The organism is Streptomyces sp. NPDC096132 (assembly GCF_044763345.1).
Lineage (GTDB): Bacteria > Actinomycetota > Actinomycetes > Streptomycetales > Streptomycetaceae > Streptomyces.
This window is the reverse complement of record NZ_JBIWGA010000009.1, coordinates 135,806-152,667: the sequence shown is the minus strand read 5'-3', so window position 1 is coordinate 152,667 and position 16,862 is coordinate 135,806. Positions and strand designations below refer to the sequence as shown.

Below are 16,862 nucleotides of genomic sequence, written 5' to 3'. Positions count from 1 at the left end.
GTTATGGGGCGAGGAGTCCGTGGCGCATGGCGCTGGTGACGGCTGCGGTGCGGTCGTCGACGCCCAGCTTGCCGAAGGCGCGCAGGAGATGGGTCTTCACCGTCGACTCCCCGATGCTGTATCGATTTGCGGCTGCCGCCGCGCGGGGCGCCTGCCGGTCTCGGGTGTCTGTTCGGTGCGGGAGGTGATGATGGGGCTATGGGGCGAGGAGTCCGTGGCGCATGGCGCTGGTGACGGCTGCGGTGCGGTCGTCGACGCCCAGCTTGCCGAAGACGCGCAGGAGATGGGTCTTCACCGTCGACTCCCCGATGAACAGACGCCTGCCGATCTCGGCGTTGGTGCAGCCCTCCGCCACCAGCCGCAGCACCGCCGTCTCGCGCGCCGACAGATGCGGGCGTTCCGGCTTGGTGCGTAACTGGTCGACCAGGCGGGCCGCCACCGACGGCGCGAGGACCGTCTCGCCGCGGGCCGCCGCCCGTACGGCCTCCGCCAACCGGCCCCGGGGCAGATCCTTCAGCAGGTAGCCCGCCGCACCCGCCTCCACGGCCCGCAGGATGTCCCGGTCCGTCTCGTACGTCGTCAGGACGATCACCCGGCACGGCAGCCCGGCCTCCGTCATCCGCACGATCGACTCCACACCGCCGCCACCCGGCATCCGCAGGTCCATCAGCACGATGTCGGGGCGCAGTTCGGCGGCCAGGGCCTCCGCCCGGGGCCCGCTCTCCGCGTCGGCGACGACCTCCAGGTCCGGCTCGGCGCTCAGCATCGCCCGCAGCCCCTCCCGTACGACAGGATGGTCGTCGGCGAGGATGATCCGGATCACGGGGTCTCACTCCTCACCTCGGCCGGCACGGGCAGATGGACCGTCACCGTCGTTCCCTCGCCGGGCGCACTGCGGACCCGGGTCGTACCGCCCACCTCGGCGGCCCGCGCCCGCAGCCCCGCCAGACCATAACCGTCCGAGGCGGCGGACGGATCGAAACCCCGGCCGTCGTCCCGCACCGACACCGTCAGCCCCTTGTCGTCGTACGTCGCACAGATCACGACCCGCGCCGAACTCCCCGCGTGCCGACGGGCGTTGGTCAGAGCCTCCTGGCAGGAGCGCAGAGCCACCACCTCCGGCCCGGCGGGCAGCGCGCGCACCGGCCCGGTGACCTCCAGCGTCGCCCCCTGCCGGCCGGCCAGCCGGTCCAGGGCGTGCGGCAGGGAGGTCCCTGCCAGGTCGGCGGGGGCACCGCCCGCGACCAGGGCACGGGCCTCGGCCAGGTTCTGCCGGGCGGTCTCGTCCATCAGCCGCAGATGGACGCGGGCCTGCGCCACGTCCGTCTCCAGCTCCGCCTCCACCGCCTGCGTCAGCATCAGCAGGCTGGTGAAGCCCTGCGCGAGCGTGTCGTGGATCTCGCGGGCCATCCGCTCCCGCTCCGCGAGCGCGCCATGGGCCGCCGACAGCCGGGCCACCTCGCTGCGGCTGGCGTCCAACTCGGCGATCAGGTCGGCGCGTTCCGCGCTCTGTTCGATGATCCGGATGATCCAGCTGCCGACGGCCGCCGAGAAGACGAGGGTGACCAGGGCGAACAGGCCGTTGAAGAAGACGTCCTGGTCGCTGGGCCACCACAGCAGCGCCCAGCCCACCACCGGCGCGATGTTGATGACCGTCACCGCGACCAGGGCCCGGGGCAGCTTCATGGTCATGAAGCACTGCGGGACCAGGGCGAACGTCATCGTCCGCGTCTCGCCCACCAGCACCGCCGACGGCAGGAACAGCGCCATCTCACCGATGAGATAGCGCAGCGCCCGGGGGTCGTCCGGCACCGGTTCACCCACCAGCAGGGGACGGCCCACCACGACGTACCAGGGCGCCAACGGCACCAGCAGCGCCGCCGCGACCACACGGACGGGCCACCCCGGATGTGCCGTGCCGAGCACGGTCACCAGGGTGGCCACCCAGACCAGCGCGAAGTACACGTCCCAGAGGCGGAAGGAACCGTCCCAGATGTGCGTGCCGGCCTCGGACCGGCCGCTCATCCGTCGCGCCGGTTCTTCCACCGGAAGGTCAGCAGACACAGCACCAATCCTCCGACGCACCACGCCCCCAGGACCAGGGCCACGCGCCCGAACTCCCAACTGCCCGCCTGCTCCAGGACCTGCGCCGACTCCGGCAGGAACACCCCGCGCAACCCCTGGCACATCCACTTCAGCGGGAACAGCGCCCCGACGGTCAGCATCCAGTCCGGGATTGTGTCGATGGCGATGTACACCCCGGAGATGAACTGCAGGACCAGGAAGGGCAGGACGACGACGGAGGTCGCGCTCCGGCCCGACTTCGGGACCGAGCTGATCGCTATGCCGAGCAGCGCACACGCGGTGAGCCCGAGGACGAAGATCCAGGCGAGGTCGAACCAGCGGGCCGCCGACGACGGCAGGTCGACGTCGTACAGCGTGGTGCCGACCAGCAGCAGCACGGCCGTCTCCAGCGCGCCCGTGACCAGAACCAGCCAGATCTTGCCCAGGAAGTACGCGGCCGGCGGCATCGGCGTGCCGCGCAGCCGGCGCAGCACCTTCTCGTCCCGCTCGATCGCGATCGAGATGCCGAGGGACTGGAAGCTCGTCGACATGATGCCGGCGGCCGTCATCGCCGGGACGTACAGCTGTGAGGCGGTGATGCCCGCCCCGCTGACGTCGTCCTTGAAGATCGACGCGAAAAGGAAGAGGAAGACGACCGGGAAGGCGAAGGTGAAGACCACCTGCTCGCGCTGGCGGAAGAACTGCCTCAGTTCGAGGGCGCCCCGCTGCAGGCCGAGCGTCCAGGCGGAGGGCAGGCGCGCGGAAACGGCTTCCGCGGGCGGTGCCGCGACGGTCGTGGTCATCGTGCGTCCTCCTGTCCGGTCAGGCTCAGGTACACGTCCTCCAGCGTGGGGCGGGTCACCGTCAGCCCCGGGATCTCGCCGTCGAAGCGGTGCGTCAGCTCGGCGATCGTGCGCGTGGGTGTGTCCGTGTGCGTGGTCCGCACGGTGCCGTCGGGTTCCGTCCAGGCGACCGTCGCGCCGGTGCCGTACCGCTCCCGCAGCGCGGCCGGCTCGCCCTCGGCGACCACCCGGCCCCGGGCCACGACCGCCAGCCTGTCGGCGAGTGCTTCCGCCTCCTCCAGGTAGTGCGTGGTGAGGAGGATGGTCGTGCCCTCGCCCGCGAGGGTGCGGATCAGCTCCCAGAACCGACGCCGGGCGGCCGGATCGAAGCCGGTCGTCGGCTCGTCGAGGAGCAGCAGGTCCGGGTCCCCGATCACGCCCAGCGCGACGTCCAGCCGCCGGCGCTGACCGCCCGAGAGCGTCTTCGTCCGGCTGTCCGCCTTCGCCTCCAGACCCACCAGCCCGATCACCCGCTCCGGGTCGCGCGGCCTCGGGTAGTAGCGCGCGAAGTGCCGCACGGTCTCGCGGACCGTCAACTCGGCGGGCGCGGATTCGTCCTGCCAGACGATTCCGACACGTGAGCGCCACGCGCGTGTGCCCGTCGCCGGGTCCGCGCCCAGCACCCTGACCTCGCCCGCGTCCCGGTCGCGGTGCCCCTGGAGGATCTCCACCGTGGTGCTCTTGCCGGCGCCGTTCGGTCCGAGCAGCCCGAACACCTCGCCCGCGCGGATTCCCAGATCGATGCCGTCCACCGCGGTCACGTCCCCGTACTGCTTGCGCAGCCCCCGTACGTCCACCGCGAGTTCGTTCGCGTGTGTTGTCATGCTTCGAGACTCGGCCGGATCCGAACGTCCCGGGACGACCGTGCGTACTTCCTTATGTCCATCGAACGGTGGATACCCGGCCCGGTGCGGCACAATGGCCCCTGCCCAGTAGATGGTCCAACTCTCAAACGACGGAATCGGCGTGATGAGCAAGACGACAGTCAAAGACGTCTCCACGGAGTCCGAGCCCGCGCGCGACACCGCGAGCGAGCCCAGGACGGTGGGCGGCAGCCGTGCGTTCGCGATCCTGCTGCTGATCACAGGCGCGGCCGGTCTGCTCGCCGCGTGGGTCATCACGATCGACAAGTTCAAGCTGCTCGAGGCCAAGGTCGCCGGCACGACCTTCACGCCCGGCTGCAGCCTCAACCCCGTCGTCTCCTGCGGCAGCGTGATGGAGTCCAAGCAGGCCGCCGCCTTCGGCTTCCCCAACCCGATGCTCGGCCTGGTCGCTTACGGCATCGTCATCTGCGTCGGCATGAGCCTGCTGGCCCGCGCCCGCTTCCCGCGCTGGTACTGGCTCACCTTCAACTTCGGCACGCTCTTCGGCGTCGCCTTCTGCACCTGGCTGCAGTTCCAGTCCCTGTACCGGATCAACGCGCTGTGCCTGTGGTGCTCGCTGGCCTGGGTCGCCACGATCACCATGTTCTGGTACGTGACCTCGTTCAACATCCGCAACGACTTCCTGCCGGCGCCGCGCTGGCTGAAGAGCTTCTTCGGCGAGTTCACCTGGGTCGTGCCCGTGCTGCACATCGGCATCATCGGCATGCTGATCCTGACCCGCTGGTGGGAGTTCTGGACCAGCTGACCTCGGCCTTTCAAGGGCCCGCCGGGATTGTCGGTGGCGTGATTTAGGGTTTCAGCGTGGAGCCCGACCTGTTCACCGCCGCAGCAGAAGAACGCCAGGAGAAGGATCCCGCCGGGAGTCCCCTGGCGGTCCGGATGCGCCCGCGCACCCTCGACGAGGTCGTGGGCCAGCAGCACCTGCTGAAGCCGGGCTCACCCCTGCGCCGCCTGGTCGGCGAGGGCGCCAAGGGCCCGGCCGGCCCTTCCTCGGTGATCCTCTGGGGCCCGCCCGGCACCGGCAAGACGACCCTGGCGTACGTCGTGTCGAAGGCGACGAACAAGCGCTTCGTCGAGCTCTCCGCGATCACCGCCGGCGTCAAGGAGGTCCGCGCGGTCATCGACGGCGCCCGCCGCGCCACCGGGGGCTACGGCAAGGAGACCGTCCTCTTCCTCGACGAGATCCACCGCTTCAGCAAGGCCCAGCAGGACTCCCTCCTCCCGGCCGTCGAGAACCGCTGGGTGACCCTGATCGCGGCGACCACCGAGAACCCGTACTTCTCCGTGATCTCCCCGCTGCTGTCCCGGTCCCTGCTCCTCACCCTGGAGCCCCTCACCGACGACGACCTGCGCGGCCTCATCCAGCGCGCCCTGGCCGACGACCGCGGTCTCAAGGGGGCCGTCGCCCTCCCCGAGGACACCGAGGCCCACCTCCTGCGCATCGCCGGCGGCGACGCCCGCCGCGCCCTGACCGCCCTGGAGGCCGCCGCGGGGGCCGCACTCGACCAGGACGAGACCGAGATCAGCCTCCAGACCCTGGAGCAGACGGTCGACCGGGCGGCGGTGAAGTACGACCGTGACGGCGACCAGCACTACGACGTGGCCAGCGCCCTCATCAAGTCCATCAGGGGATCGGACGTCGACGCCGCCCTGCACTACCTGGCCCGCATGATCGAGGCCGGCGAGGACCCCCGCTTCATCGCCCGCCGACTGATGATCTCCGCCAGCGAGGACATCGGCCTCGCCGATCCGAACGCCCTGCCCATAGCCGTGGCCGCCGCCCAGGCCGTCGCCATGATCGGCTTCCCCGAGGCCGCCCTCACCCTCAGCCACGCCACCATCGCCCTCGCCCTGGCCCCCAAGTCCAACGCCGCGACGACCGCGATCGGCGCCGCCCTGGACGACGTACGCAAGGGGCTCGCGGGACCCGTGCCGCCGCATCTGCGCGACGGGCACTACAAGGGCGCCGCCAAACTGGGGCACGCACAGGGGTACGTGTACCCGCACGACCTGGCGGAGGGCATCGCCCCCCAGCAGTACGCCCCGGACGCGATCAAGGACCGCGAGTACTACACGCCCACGCGGCACGGCTCGGAGGCGCGGTACGCGGACGCCGTGGAGTGGACCAGGAAGCACCTCGGTCGAAAGCGGTCCTGAGCACCCTGTAAACTCGCTCGGAGTGCTGCGTCCCGTGCAGTCAGAACGGGACAGTCAGCCGGAACCGGTCTCCGGACCGGCTCCAGGAGCGTCGCGCACCGTCGATCGGTGTCGCGGGCAGCCCACCACCACCCTGTTGTCGAGGGACGGTCGGTGGGCCACTCGCGTGCTGCACGTATGTGCCCAGACCAGGGGAGCGGCTGCCTGAAAGGTCCCTCGCGGGACCGGACGGGATTCCCCGGCTGCGGATGCGACCTCCCTCAACTCTGACAAGCCGAAACCAGGAAATGAGAGACAAGTGGCGAACCAGTCCCGCCCCAAGGTCAAGAAGTCGCGTGCCCTCGGCATCGCGCTGACCCCGAAGGCCGTCAAGTACTTCGAGGCCCGCCCCTACCCGCCGGGCGAGCACGGCCGTGGCCGCAAGCAGAACTCGGACTACAAGGTCCGTCTGCTCGAGAAGCAGCGTCTGCGCGCGCAGTACGACGTGTCCGAGCGCCAGCTCGTCCGCGCCTACGAGCGTGCCTCCAAGGTGCAGGGCAAGACCGGTGAGGCCCTGATCATCGAGCTCGAGCGCCGTCTCGACGCCCTGGTCCTGCGTTCGGGCATCGCCCGCACGATCTACCAGGCCCGTCAGATGGTCGTGCACGGCCACATCGAGGTCAACGGCCAGAAGGTCGACAAGCCGTCGTTCCGCGTCCGTCCCGACGACGTCGTGATGGTCCGCGAGCGCAGCCGCGAGAAGACCCTCTTCTCCATCGCCCGCGAGGGCGGCTTCGCCCCCGAGGGTGAGACCCCGCGCTACCTCCAGGTGAACCTCAAGGCCCTGGCGTTCCGCCTGGACCGCGAGCCGAACCGCAAGGAGATCCCGGTGATCTGCGACGAGCAGCTCGTCGTCGAGTACTACGCCCGTTGATCCTTCAGCGGCCGTAGCACCCCTGCGCCGGAGCCCGTCGTCCCTCCGCCCTTTCCGGGCGGGCGGGGCGGCGGGCTTTCGCATACCGGGCCACGACGCCCGCCCACCGCCCCTAATCCGGTACGGACCGCTGTGTCCGGCGCGATAGGCTCGGCCTCAGCGTTAGATCCCAACACTGCAAGGAGAGGGTGCCAGGTGTCCGGTGGAGAGGTGGCCGGGATTCTGGTGGCCGTCTTCTGGGCGATCCTGGTCTCCTTTCTCGCCGTCGCGCTGGCGAGGCTGGCCCAGACGCTCAGGGCGACCACCAAGCTGGTCGCGGACGTGACCGACCAGGCCGTCCCGCTGCTGGCCGACGCCTCCGCGGCGGTGCGCTCCGCGCAGACCCAGATCGACCGGGTCGACGCGATCGCCTCCGACGTCCAGGAGGTCACGTCGAACGCCTCCGCGCTCTCGACGACCGTCGCCTCCACCTTCGGCGGCCCCCTGGTCAAGGTCGCCGCCTTCGGTTACGGCGTACGCCGGGCCCTCGGCGGCCGCAAGGACGACGTGCCCGCCAGGGAGCCCCGGCGTACCGTGATCGTGGGCCGCACGGTCTCCCGGCGGGAGAAGCGGAACGCCCGTGGAAAGAGGGACTGAGAGCCAGCCATGTTCCGCCGTACGTTCTGGTTCACCACAGGTGTCGCCGCCGGCGTGTGGGCCACCACCAAGGTCAACCGCAAGCTGAAGCAGCTGACCCCCGAGAACCTCGCCGCCACCGCGGCCAACAAGGCGCTCGAGACGGGAGCACGCCTCAAGGACCGCGCGGTGGGCTTCGCGCTCGACGTCCGCGACAACATGGCCCAGCGGGAGGCCGAGCTGGAGGACGCCCTCGGCATCCGCGAGGACCCCGAGCTTCCCGCCCCTCGGCGGTTCGCCGCCATCGAGAACCGCAGCAACCCGAAGTACATCGAGAACACGACGTACTCGTACAACCGGAATGAGGACCACTGATGGAGTCGGCCGAGATTCGCCGCCGCTGGCTGAGCTTCTTCGAGGAGCGCGGGCACACCGTCGTCCCTTCGGCGTCGCTCATCGCGGACGACCCGACTCTGCTCCTCGTCCCGGCCGGCATGGTGCCCTTCAAGCCCTACTTCCTGGGTGAGGTCAAGCCGCCCTTCCAGCGCGCCACCAGCGTCCAGAAGTGCGTGCGCACGCCCGACATCGAAGAGGTCGGCAAGACCACCCGCCACGGCACGTTCTTCCAGATGTGCGGCAACTTCTCCTTCGGCGACTACTTCAAGGAAGGCGCCATCAAGTACGCCTGGGAGCTGCTCACCAGCCCCCAGGACAAGGGTGGTTACGGCCTGGAGCCGGAGAAGCTCTGGATCACCGTCTACCAGGACGACGACGAGGCCGAGCGCATCTGGCACGAGGTCGTCGGTGTGCCGAAGGAGCGCATCCAGCGCCTCGGCATGAAGGACAACTACTGGTCCATGGGCGTTCCCGGCCCCTGCGGCCCCTGCTCCGAGATCAACTACGACCGCGGCCCCGAGTTCGGCGTCGAGGGCGGCCCCGCCGTCAACGACGAGCGGTACGTGGAGATCTGGAACCTCGTCTTCATGCAGTACGAGCGGGGCGAGGGCATCGGCAAGGACAACTTCGAGATCCTCGGAGAGCTGCCGAGCAAGAACATCGACACGGGCCTCGGCCTGGAGCGCCTCGCCATGATTCTGCAGGGCGTGCAGAACATGTACGAGATCGACACCTCCATGGCCGTCATCAAGAAGGCCACCGAGCTGACCGGCGTGGCCTACGGCGACGCCCACGACTCGGACGTCTCCCTGCGCGTGGTCACCGACCACATGCGTACGTCGGTGATGCTCATCGGCGACGGCGTCACCCCCGGCAACGAGGGCCGCGGTTACGTGCTGCGCCGCATCATGCGCCGCGCCATCCGCAACATGCGCCTCCTCGGCGCCACCGGCCCGGTCGTCAAGGACCTCATCGACACCGTCATCGCGATGATGGGCCAGCAGTACCCGGAGCTGGTCACCGACCGCGAGCGCATCGAGAACGTCGCCCTCGCCGAGGAGGCCCGCTTCCTCAAGACCCTCAACGCCGGCACGAACGTGTTGGACGGCGCCGTCAGCGAGACCAAGGCCGCCGGTTCCACCGTGCTGGCTGGCGACAAGGCGTTCCTGCTCCACGACACCTGGGGCTTCCCGATCGACCTCACCCTCGAGATGGCCGCCGAGCAGGGGCTGTCCGTGGACGAGGACGGCTTCCGCCGCCTGATGAAGGAGCAGCGGGAGCGCGCCAAGGCCGACGCCCAGGCCAAGAAGACCGGCCACGCCGGCGCCGGCGCCTACCGGGAGATCGCCGACAAGGCCGGCGAGACCGAGTTCATCGGCTACGGCGACACCGAGGGCGAGTCCACCGTCGTCGGCATCCTCGTCGACGGCGTCTCCTCCCCGGCCGCCAGCGAGGGCGACGAGGTCGAGATCGTCCTCGACCGCACCCCGTTCTACGCCGAGGGCGGTGGCCAGATCGGCGACACCGGCCGCATCAAGGTGGGCTCCGGTGCCGTCGTCGAGATCCGCGACACCCAGAAGCCGGTCCCGGGCGTCTACGTCCACAAGGGCGTCGTCCAGGTCGGCGAGGTGACCGTCGGCGACCTCGTCCACGCCACCATCGACTCCCGCCGGCGCAAGGCCATCGCCCGCGCCCACTCGGCCACCCACCTCACCCACCAGGCCCTGCGCGACGCGCTCGGCCCGACGGCCGCCCAGGCCGGTTCCGAGAACCAGCCCGGCCGCTTCCGCTTCGACTTCGGCTCGCCGTCCGCCGTTCCCACGGCCGTGATGACCGACGTCGAGCAGAAGATCAACGAGGTGCTCGCCCGCGATCTCGACGTGCGCGCCGACATCATGGGCATCGACGAGGCCAAGAAGCAGGGCGCCATCGCCGAGTTCGGCGAGAAGTACGGCGAGCGCGTGCGCGTGGTGACCATCGGCGACTTCTCCAAGGAGCTGTGCGGCGGCACGCACGTGCACAACACCGCCCAGCTGGGCCTGGTGAAGCTGCTCGGCGAGTCGTCCATCGGCTCGGGTGTTCGTCGTATCGAGGCTCTCGTCGGTGTCGACGCCTACAACTTCCTCGCCCGTGAGCACACGGTCGTCGCTCAGCTCCAGGAGCTGATCAAGGGCCGTGCGGAGGAGCTCCCGGAGAAGGTCTCCGCCATGCTCGGCAAGCTGAAGGACGCCGAGAAGGAGATCGAGAAGTTCCGCGCCGAGAAGGTGCTCCAGGCCGCCGCCGGTCTCGCCGAGTCCGCCAAGGACGTCCGCGGCATCGCCGTCGTCACCGGCCAGGTCCCGGACGGTACGACCCCCGACGACCTGCGCAAGCTGGTCCTCGACGTGCGCGGCCGCATCCAGGGCGGCCGGGCCGCCGTGGTCGCCCTGTTCACGGTGAACAACGGCAAGCCGCTCACGGTCATCGCCACCAACGAGGCCGCCCGTGAGCGCGGCCTCAAGGCCGGCGACCTGGTCCGCACGGCCGCCAAGACCCTCGGCGGCGGCGGTGGCGGCAAGCCGGACGTCGCCCAGGGCGGCGGCCAGAACCCGGCCGCCGTCGGCGAGGCCGTCGACGCCGTCGAGCGGCTCGTGGCGGACACGGCCAAGTGAGCCATGCGATGAGAAGGGGCCGTCGACTCGCGATCGATGTCGGGGACGCCCGGATCGGGGTCGCCTCGTGCGACCCCGACGGGATCCTCGCCACTCCCGTGGAGACGGTCCCCGGCCGGGACCTCCCGGCAGCTCACCGGCGGCTGAGGCAACTGGTCGAGGAGTACGAACCGATCGAGGTCGTGGTCGGTCTCCCTCGCTCCCTCAAGGGGGGCGAGGGCCCGGCCGCGGTAAAGGTTCGCGGCTTCGCGCAGGAGCTCGCGAAGGGCATCGCGCCCGTGTCCGTACGGCTCGTGGACGAGCGCATGACGACCGTGACGGCCAGTCAGGGACTGCGCGCCTCGGGGGTGAAGTCCAAGAAGGGCCGGTCGGTGATCGACCAGGCAGCCGCTGTGATCATCCTTCAACAGGCGCTGGAATCCGAACGGGTGTCAGGTAAAGCACCGGGCGAGGGCGTCGAAGTGGTCATCTGATCGCGATACGGTAACGTTCCGCGTCGATGCGGCGGTGTTCGAACAGCCACCGCACAGAGAGAGGCGGAACGGTGACGGGCCCGCGAAGGCCCCGTGATCGCCGCCTCGCGGCTCTAGGGGAGCGATGACTGAGTATGGCCGGGGCCCAGGCTCCGAACCGTGGCATCCGGAGGACCCGTTGTACGGGGACGGCGGATGGGACGGGCAGCAGGCCCACGCGGGCCATCAGCCTGCCTACGGCGGCCAGCCGCAGCACCAGCACTACCCGCAGCAGCCGCAGCAGCCGGGATACGGCGACTGGGGCAACGGACAGGCGCAGCAGTACGACCAGCACCAGTACGGCCAGCAGCAGTACCCGCAGCAGCCCTACGACCCGCAGCAGTACCAGCAGCAGTACGTCCCCCAGGGACAGCAGACCTATCACGAGGGGTACCAGGAAGGCGGCTGGGACGGCACGGGCAGTCACGCCCACGTCCCGTACGCCGCCGACCCGGGTGATCCGTACGGCCAGCAGGCCGCCGCGTACGGCGCCGAGCAGCCCGACTTCTACGGCACCCCCGACGCGTATCCGCCACCGGAACCGCCGGCCCGGCGGCGCGCCGAGCCGGAGCCTCCGCCCGAACCGGAGGCCGAGGAGAAACCCGACTGGGACCCGGGGCCCGACCAGGGCGAGCACGCCTTCTTCGCGGGCGGCGGGGCCGACGACGACGAGGACGACGACGAGCCCGACGGTCGCGGGGGCCGTCGGGGCCGCGGCGGCAAGGACGTCAAGACGCCGAAGGGCAAGAAGAAGGGCCGCAACGGCTGTGCCTGCCTGGTCGTTGTCCTGGTGTTCGCCGGTGGTATCGGCGGCGTCGGCTACTTCGGCTACAACTTCTACCAGAATCGTTACGGCGCGGCCCCGGACTTCTCGGGCAGCGGCACCGGTCAGTCCGTCAGCGTCCAGATTCCCGAGGGTGCGGGCGGCGCCCAGATCGGCCGTCTGCTGAAGGAGGCCGGCGTCGTCAAGAGCGTCGACGCCTTCGTGTCCGCGGCCACGAACAATCCCGACGGGGACAAGATCCAGGCCGGCGCGTACATTCTGAAGAAGGAGATGTCCGCGCAGAGCGCCGTCGAGATGATGCTCGACGGCGACAGCCAGGCCAATGTGATGGTCACGCCCGGTCAGCGCAATGTGCGGGTCTACAAGGTCATCGACGAGAAACTCGGCCTTTCCGCCGGAACGACCAAGAAGGTCGCCGAGAAGCAGTACAAGACCCTCGGGCTGCCCAGCTGGGCGAACGACAACAGCCAGATCAAGGACCCGCTCGAAGGATTCCTCTTCCCGGGCACCTATGCCGCGGCCAAGGGCATGAAGCCCGAGGCGGTCCTGAAGGCGATGGTGTCGAACGCCGCGAAGCAGTACGCGACGTACGACCTTGAGGACAAGGCCAAGGCGCTGAAACTCGACAGCCCGCTGCAGCTCGTCACGGTCGCGAGCCTCGTCCAGGCCGAGGGGAAGACCGTCGACGACTACCGCAAGATGGCGGAGGTGATCTACAACCGCCTCGACCGCGCGAACCCCGAGACGTACGGATTCCTGCAGTTCGACTCGACCTTCAATTACCTGAAGAGCGAGAGCAATATCGAAATCAGCGAGTCGGAGATCAACAGCAACAAGGACCCGTACAACACCTACACCAACAAGGGCCTGCCGCCCGGCCCGATCGGAAATCCCGGCGATGTCGCCATCAAGGCGACGCTGAATCCGACCGACGACGGCTGGTACTACTTCGTGGCGACCGACGGTGTGAGCAAGACCGAATTCGCCAAGACGCACGAGGAATTCCAGAGGCTCAAGGACAAGTTCAATGAGAGCACGGGGAACTGACGCCCGCCGGGCCGCCGTACTCGGCAGCCCCATCGCCCACTCCCTCTCGCCGGTGCTGCACCGCGCCGCCTACGAGGCGCTGGAACTCACCGACTGGACGTACGACCGATTCGAGGTCGACGAGGAGGCCCTGCCCGCCTTCGTCGAGGGACTCGGCGCGGAGTGGGCCGGGCTGTCGCTGACCATGCCGCTGAAACGGGCCGTCATCCCGCTGCTCGACGAGATCAGCGACACGGCGGCCTCCGTGGACGCGGTCAACACCCTGGTGTTCACCGAGGACGGGCGTCGCGTCGGTGACAACACCGACATCCCCGGTATGGTCGCCGCCCTGCGCGAGCACGGCGTCGAACAGGTCGACTCGGCCGCGATCCTCGGCGCCGGAGCCACCGCCTCCTCGGCGCTGGCCGCCCTGGCCAGGGTCTGCACCGGCGAGATCGTGGCCTACGTCCGCAGTGAGACCCGCGCCGCCGAGATGCGGCAGTGGGGTGAGCGTCTGGACGTCGAGGTCCGGATCGCCGACTGGGCCGGGGCAGCCGACGCCCTGCACTTCCCGCTGGTCGTCGCGACCACCCCGGCCGGCACGACGGACGCCCTCGCCGCCTCGGTGCCGGAGCGGCCCACCACCCTCTTCGACGTGCTCTACGACCCCTGGCCGACCGAGCTGGCCGCCCGCTGGTCCATGTTCGGCGGCGCCGTCGTCAGCGGCCTCGACCTGCTCGTCCACCAGGCCGTGCTGCAGGTTGAGCAGATGACCGGCCTGGCCCCGGCACCCCTGGAGGCCATGCGCAAGGCGGGCGAACACGCGCTCGCCTCCCGGCGGACACCCGGGGAGCGGTGACTCCCGCTCGCCCGCGGGCCGAGTTCGACACGGCGCGGTGAGCCCGGCGTCCCGTCCGCCCAATGGACCGCGGCACCGGTGCGGCCCCCGGACGTGGGAGGATCGAGGTGGCTGGCCGGAGCCGCGCACCCGGTCACGCCGACGACGTACGCGAGGACGCGCGTAGGGCAGTACCAGGGCGCGAGCACTGAGGAGCATCGTTGAGCAGGCTGCGTTGGCTGACCGCGGGGGAGTCCCACGGTCCCGCACTTGTCGCGACGCTGGAGGGCCTTCCCGCCGGCGTGCCGATCACCACGGAGATGGTGGCCGACCATCTCGCGCGGCGGCGGCTCGGCTATGGACGCGGCGCGCGGATGAAGTTCGAGCGCGACGAGATCACCTTCCTCGGCGGCGTCCGCCACGGACTCACGCTCGGCTCCCCGGTGGCGGTCATGGTGGGCAACACCGAGTGGCCCAAGTGGGAGCAGGTCATGGCGGCCGACCCGGTCGACCCGGAGGTCCTCGCCGGCCTCGCCCGCAACGCCCCGCTCACCCGCCCGCGCCCCGGCCACGCCGACCTGGCCGGTATGCAGAAGTACGGCTTCGACGAGGCCCGGCCGATCCTGGAGCGCGCCTCCGCCCGGGAGACCGCCGCCCGTGTCGCCCTCGGCGCCGTCGCCCGGTCCTACCTCAAGGAGACGGCCGGCATCGAGATCGTCTCGCACGTCGTCGAGCTGGCCGGCGCCAAGGCGCCCTACGGCATCTACCCGACCCCCGCCGACGTCGAGAAGCTGGACGCCGACCCGGTGCGCTGCCTGGACGCGGACGCCTCGAAGGCGATGGTCGCGGAGATCGACCAGGCCCACAAGGACGGCGACACCCTCGGCGGCGTGGTCGAGGTGCTGGCCTACGACGTCCCGGTCGGTCTGGGCTCGCACGTGCACTGGGACCGCCGGCTGGACGCCCGGCTCGCCGCCGCCCTCATGGGCATCCAGGCGATCAAGGGCGTCGAGGTCGGCGACGGCTTCGACCTCGCGCGCGTGCCGGGTTCCAAGGCGCACGACGAGATCGTCACCACCCCCGACGGCATCCGGCGGGCCAGCGGCCGCTCCGGCGGCACCGAAGGCGGTCTGACCACGGGCGAGCTGCTGCGCGTCCGCGCCGCGATGAAGCCCATCGCGACCGTGCCGCGGGCCCTGCAGACCGTGGACGTCACCACGGGCGAGGCCACCCAGGCCCACCACCAGCGCTCCGACGTGTGCGCGGTGCCGGCGGCGGGCATCGTCGCCGAGGCCATGGTGGCCCTCGTCCTCGCGGACGCGGTGGCGGAGAAGTTCGGCGGCGACAGCGTCACCGAGACCCGCCGCAACGTCCGCTCGTACCTCGACAACCTCCACATCCGATGAGCGGGCCCCTGGTCGTCCTGGTCGGCCCGATGGGCGTCGGCAAGTCCACCGTCGGCCGGCTGCTGGCCGAGCGGCTCGGCGCCGGCTACCGGGACACGGACGACGACATCGTCACCGAGCAGGGCCGCAGCATCGCGGAGATCTTCGTCGACGAGGGCGAGGAGGCCTTCCGCGCGATCGAGAAGCTGGCCGTGCACCGCGCGCTCGCCGGGCACGAGGGCGTCCTGGCGCTCGGCGGCGGCTCGATCCTCGACGCGGACACCCGCGCCCTGCTGGCGGACCAGCGGGTGGTCTACCTCTCGATGGACGTCGAGGAGGCCGTCAAGCGCACCGGCCTCAACGCGGCCCGCCCGCTGCTCGCGGTCAACCCGCGCAAGCAGTGGCGCGAGCTGATGGAGGCCCGCCGCGGCCTGTACGAGGCGGTCGCCACCGCCGTGGTCGCGACGGACGGCCGTACGCCCGAAGAGGTCACCCAAGCCGCCCTGGACGCACTGGAGTTGAAGGAAGCATGAGCAGCGAGTCTGTGACCCGGATCCGGGTCGGCGGCAGCGCGGGCTCCGAGCCGTACGAGGTCCTGGTCGGCCGTCGGCTCCTCGGTGAACTCGCCGGACTGATCGGCACCAAGGCCAAGCGCGTCGCCGTGATCCACCCCGAGGCCCTCGCCGAGACCGGCGACGCCCTCCGCGCCGACCTGGCCGAGCAGGGCTACGAGGCCGTCGCCATCCAGGTGCCCAACGCGGAGGAGGCCAAGACCGCCGAGGTCGCCGCCTACTGCTGGAAGGCGCTCGGCCAGTCCGGGTTCACCCGCACCGACGTCGTCGTGGGTGTCGGCGGCGGCGCGACCACCGACCTCGCCGGCTTCGTCGCGGCGACCTGGCTGCGCGGGGTGCGCTGGATCGCCGTACCGACCACCGTGCTCGCCATGGTGGACGCGGCCGTCGGCGGCAAGACCGGCATCAACACGGCCGAGGGCAAGAACCTCGTCGGCGCCTTCCACCCGCCGGCCGGCGTCCTGTGCGACCTGGCGGCCCTGGACTCGCTCCCCGTCAACGACTACGTCTCGGGACTCGCGGAGATCATCAAGGCCGGCTTCATCGCGGACCCGGCGATCCTCGACCTCATCGAGGCCGACCCCGAGGCCGCCCGCACCCCTCAGGGCCCGCACACCGCCGAGCTGATCGAGCGGTCCATCAAGGTCAAGGCGGACGTCGTGTCGTCGGACCTGAAGGAGTCGGGCCTGCGGGAGATCCTCAACTACGGCCACACCCTCGCGCACGCCATCGAGAAGAACGAGCGCTACAAGTGGCGGCACGGCGCGGCCGTGTCGGTGGGCATGCACTTCGCCGCCGAACTGGGCCGTCTCGCGGGCCGCCTCGACGACGCGACGGCCGACCGCCACCGCACCGTCCTCGAATCGGTCGGGCTCCCGCTGTACTACCGCCACGACCAGTGGCCCAAGCTGCTGGAGGCCATGAAGGTCGACAAGAAGTCGCGGGGCGACCTGCTGCGCTTCATCGTCCTCGACGGCCTGGCCAAGCCGACCGTCCTGGAGGGCCCCGACCCGGCGGTGCTGCTCGCCGCGTACGGCGAAGTCGGCCAGTAGGACCGCACGACGGACCGGTAAGTCCGTCGCGTTCCCTTCCGCCCGATTCGCTTTCCACACCGGGCACTTGGTACCGCCACCGGCCGTTCACCAAAGGACGGCCGGGGGCGGTACCGTTCACTGGTGAAAGAAGGGGATCACCCCCGACCACCAGCGCCCATTGCCTGTACG

Annotated in this window: 16 protein-coding genes and 1 pseudogene; 12 read left to right on the top strand and 5 right to left on the bottom strand. The window is 70.4% G+C overall.

Translation table 11 applies throughout. The annotated features are described in order from the left end of the window. Position 1: 1 nt before the first annotated feature. The 5 genes and pseudogenes from ACIRF9_RS22605 to ACIRF9_RS22585 form a co-directional block, all read right to left on the bottom strand. Positions 2 to 118, bottom strand: a pseudogene (locus tag ACIRF9_RS22605) (DNA-binding response regulator); the annotation flags it as partial. Between the two features lie 78 nt (positions 119 to 196). Continuing rightward, a complete protein-coding gene (locus ACIRF9_RS22600) occupies positions 197 to 823 on the bottom strand; it encodes a response regulator (protein WP_403824967.1) in 627 nt (208 codons plus the stop codon). Continuing rightward, positions 820 to 2,025 (bottom strand): sensor histidine kinase, encoded by a 1,206-nt coding sequence (locus tag ACIRF9_RS22595; protein WP_403824964.1) that lies wholly within the window; start codon positions 2,023 to 2,025, stop codon positions 820 to 822. Before ACIRF9_RS22595 ends, ACIRF9_RS22600 begins: the two co-directional genes overlap by 4 nt. Further along, positions 2,022 to 2,867, bottom strand: coding sequence for an ABC transporter permease (locus tag ACIRF9_RS22590; protein ID WP_403824961.1), 846 nt, complete (start codon positions 2,865 to 2,867; stop codon positions 2,022 to 2,024). Before ACIRF9_RS22590 ends, ACIRF9_RS22595 begins: the two co-directional genes overlap by 4 nt. Continuing rightward, positions 2,864 to 3,730: an ABC transporter ATP-binding protein gene (locus ACIRF9_RS22585; protein WP_403824958.1), complete on the bottom strand. Its 867-nt coding sequence runs from the start codon at positions 3,728 to 3,730 to the stop codon at positions 2,864 to 2,866. The genes ACIRF9_RS22590 and ACIRF9_RS22585 overlap by 4 nt, the downstream gene beginning before the upstream one ends. 145 nt (positions 3,731 to 3,875) lie before the next feature. On the opposite strand from ACIRF9_RS22585, the gene ACIRF9_RS22580 reads away from it, so the two are divergent. The 12 genes from ACIRF9_RS22580 to aroB all read left to right on the top strand — a co-directional run bounded on the left by ACIRF9_RS22580 (position 3,876) and on the right by aroB (position 16,691). After that, positions 3,876 to 4,535 carry a vitamin K epoxide reductase family protein gene (locus ACIRF9_RS22580; protein ID WP_403824955.1) on the top strand — a complete coding sequence of 220 codons (660 nt, stop codon included), beginning with the start codon at positions 3,876 to 3,878 and terminating at the stop codon, positions 4,533 to 4,535. A 56-nt stretch (positions 4,536 to 4,591) separates the two neighbouring features. Further along, on the top strand, positions 4,592 to 5,947 hold the full coding sequence (locus ACIRF9_RS22575; RefSeq protein ID WP_403824952.1) for a replication-associated recombination protein A: 1,356 nt from the start codon (positions 4,592 to 4,594) through the stop codon (positions 5,945 to 5,947). 298 nt (positions 5,948 to 6,245) lie between these two features. After that, positions 6,246 to 6,860 carry a 30S ribosomal protein S4 gene (rpsD, locus tag ACIRF9_RS22570; RefSeq protein WP_015661793.1) on the top strand — a complete coding sequence of 205 codons (615 nt, stop codon included), beginning with the start codon at positions 6,246 to 6,248 and terminating at the stop codon, positions 6,858 to 6,860. Positions 6,861 to 7,055: 195 nt separating this feature from the next. Beyond that, a complete protein-coding gene (locus ACIRF9_RS22565) occupies positions 7,056 to 7,496 on the top strand; it encodes a DUF948 domain-containing protein (protein ID WP_403824949.1) in 441 nt (146 codons plus the stop codon). A gap of 9 nt (positions 7,497 to 7,505) precedes the next feature. Further along, a complete protein-coding gene (locus ACIRF9_RS22560; protein ID WP_403824947.1) occupies positions 7,506 to 7,850 on the top strand; it encodes a hypothetical protein in 345 nt (114 codons plus the stop codon). Beyond that, on the top strand, positions 7,850 to 10,522 hold the full coding sequence (gene alaS, locus ACIRF9_RS22555; RefSeq protein ID WP_403824944.1) for an alanine--tRNA ligase: 2,673 nt from the start codon (positions 7,850 to 7,852) through the stop codon (positions 10,520 to 10,522). The genes ACIRF9_RS22560 and alaS overlap by 1 nt, the downstream gene beginning before the upstream one ends. Positions 10,523 to 10,530: 8 nt before the next feature. Then, positions 10,531 to 10,995 carry a Holliday junction resolvase RuvX gene (ruvX, locus tag ACIRF9_RS22550; protein WP_399101094.1) on the top strand — a complete coding sequence of 155 codons (465 nt, stop codon included), beginning with the start codon at positions 10,531 to 10,533 and terminating at the stop codon, positions 10,993 to 10,995. A 124-nt stretch (positions 10,996 to 11,119) separates the two neighbouring features. Next, positions 11,120 to 12,865 (top strand): endolytic transglycosylase MltG, encoded by a 1,746-nt coding sequence (gene mltG / locus ACIRF9_RS22545; protein WP_403824942.1) that lies wholly within the window; start codon positions 11,120 to 11,122, stop codon positions 12,863 to 12,865. Continuing rightward, on the top strand, positions 12,846 to 13,703 hold the full coding sequence (locus ACIRF9_RS22540) for a shikimate dehydrogenase (protein ID WP_403824939.1): 858 nt from the start codon (positions 12,846 to 12,848) through the stop codon (positions 13,701 to 13,703). Before mltG ends, ACIRF9_RS22540 begins: the two co-directional genes overlap by 20 nt. A gap of 200 nt (positions 13,704 to 13,903) precedes the next feature. Next, positions 13,904 to 15,088: a chorismate synthase gene (aroC, locus tag ACIRF9_RS22535; protein ID WP_403824936.1), complete on the top strand. Its 1,185-nt coding sequence runs from the start codon at positions 13,904 to 13,906 to the stop codon at positions 15,086 to 15,088. Next, positions 15,085 to 15,600 carry a shikimate kinase gene (locus ACIRF9_RS22530; protein ID WP_403824933.1) on the top strand — a complete coding sequence of 172 codons (516 nt, stop codon included), beginning with the start codon at positions 15,085 to 15,087 and terminating at the stop codon, positions 15,598 to 15,600. The genes aroC and ACIRF9_RS22530 overlap by 4 nt, the downstream gene beginning before the upstream one ends. Beyond that, entirely contained in the window at positions 15,597 to 16,691 is a 1,095-nt protein-coding gene (gene aroB / locus ACIRF9_RS22525; protein WP_403824930.1) for a 3-dehydroquinate synthase, read from the top strand. The genes ACIRF9_RS22530 and aroB overlap by 4 nt, the downstream gene beginning before the upstream one ends. The last annotated feature ends 171 nt before the right edge of the window (positions 16,692 to 16,862 follow it).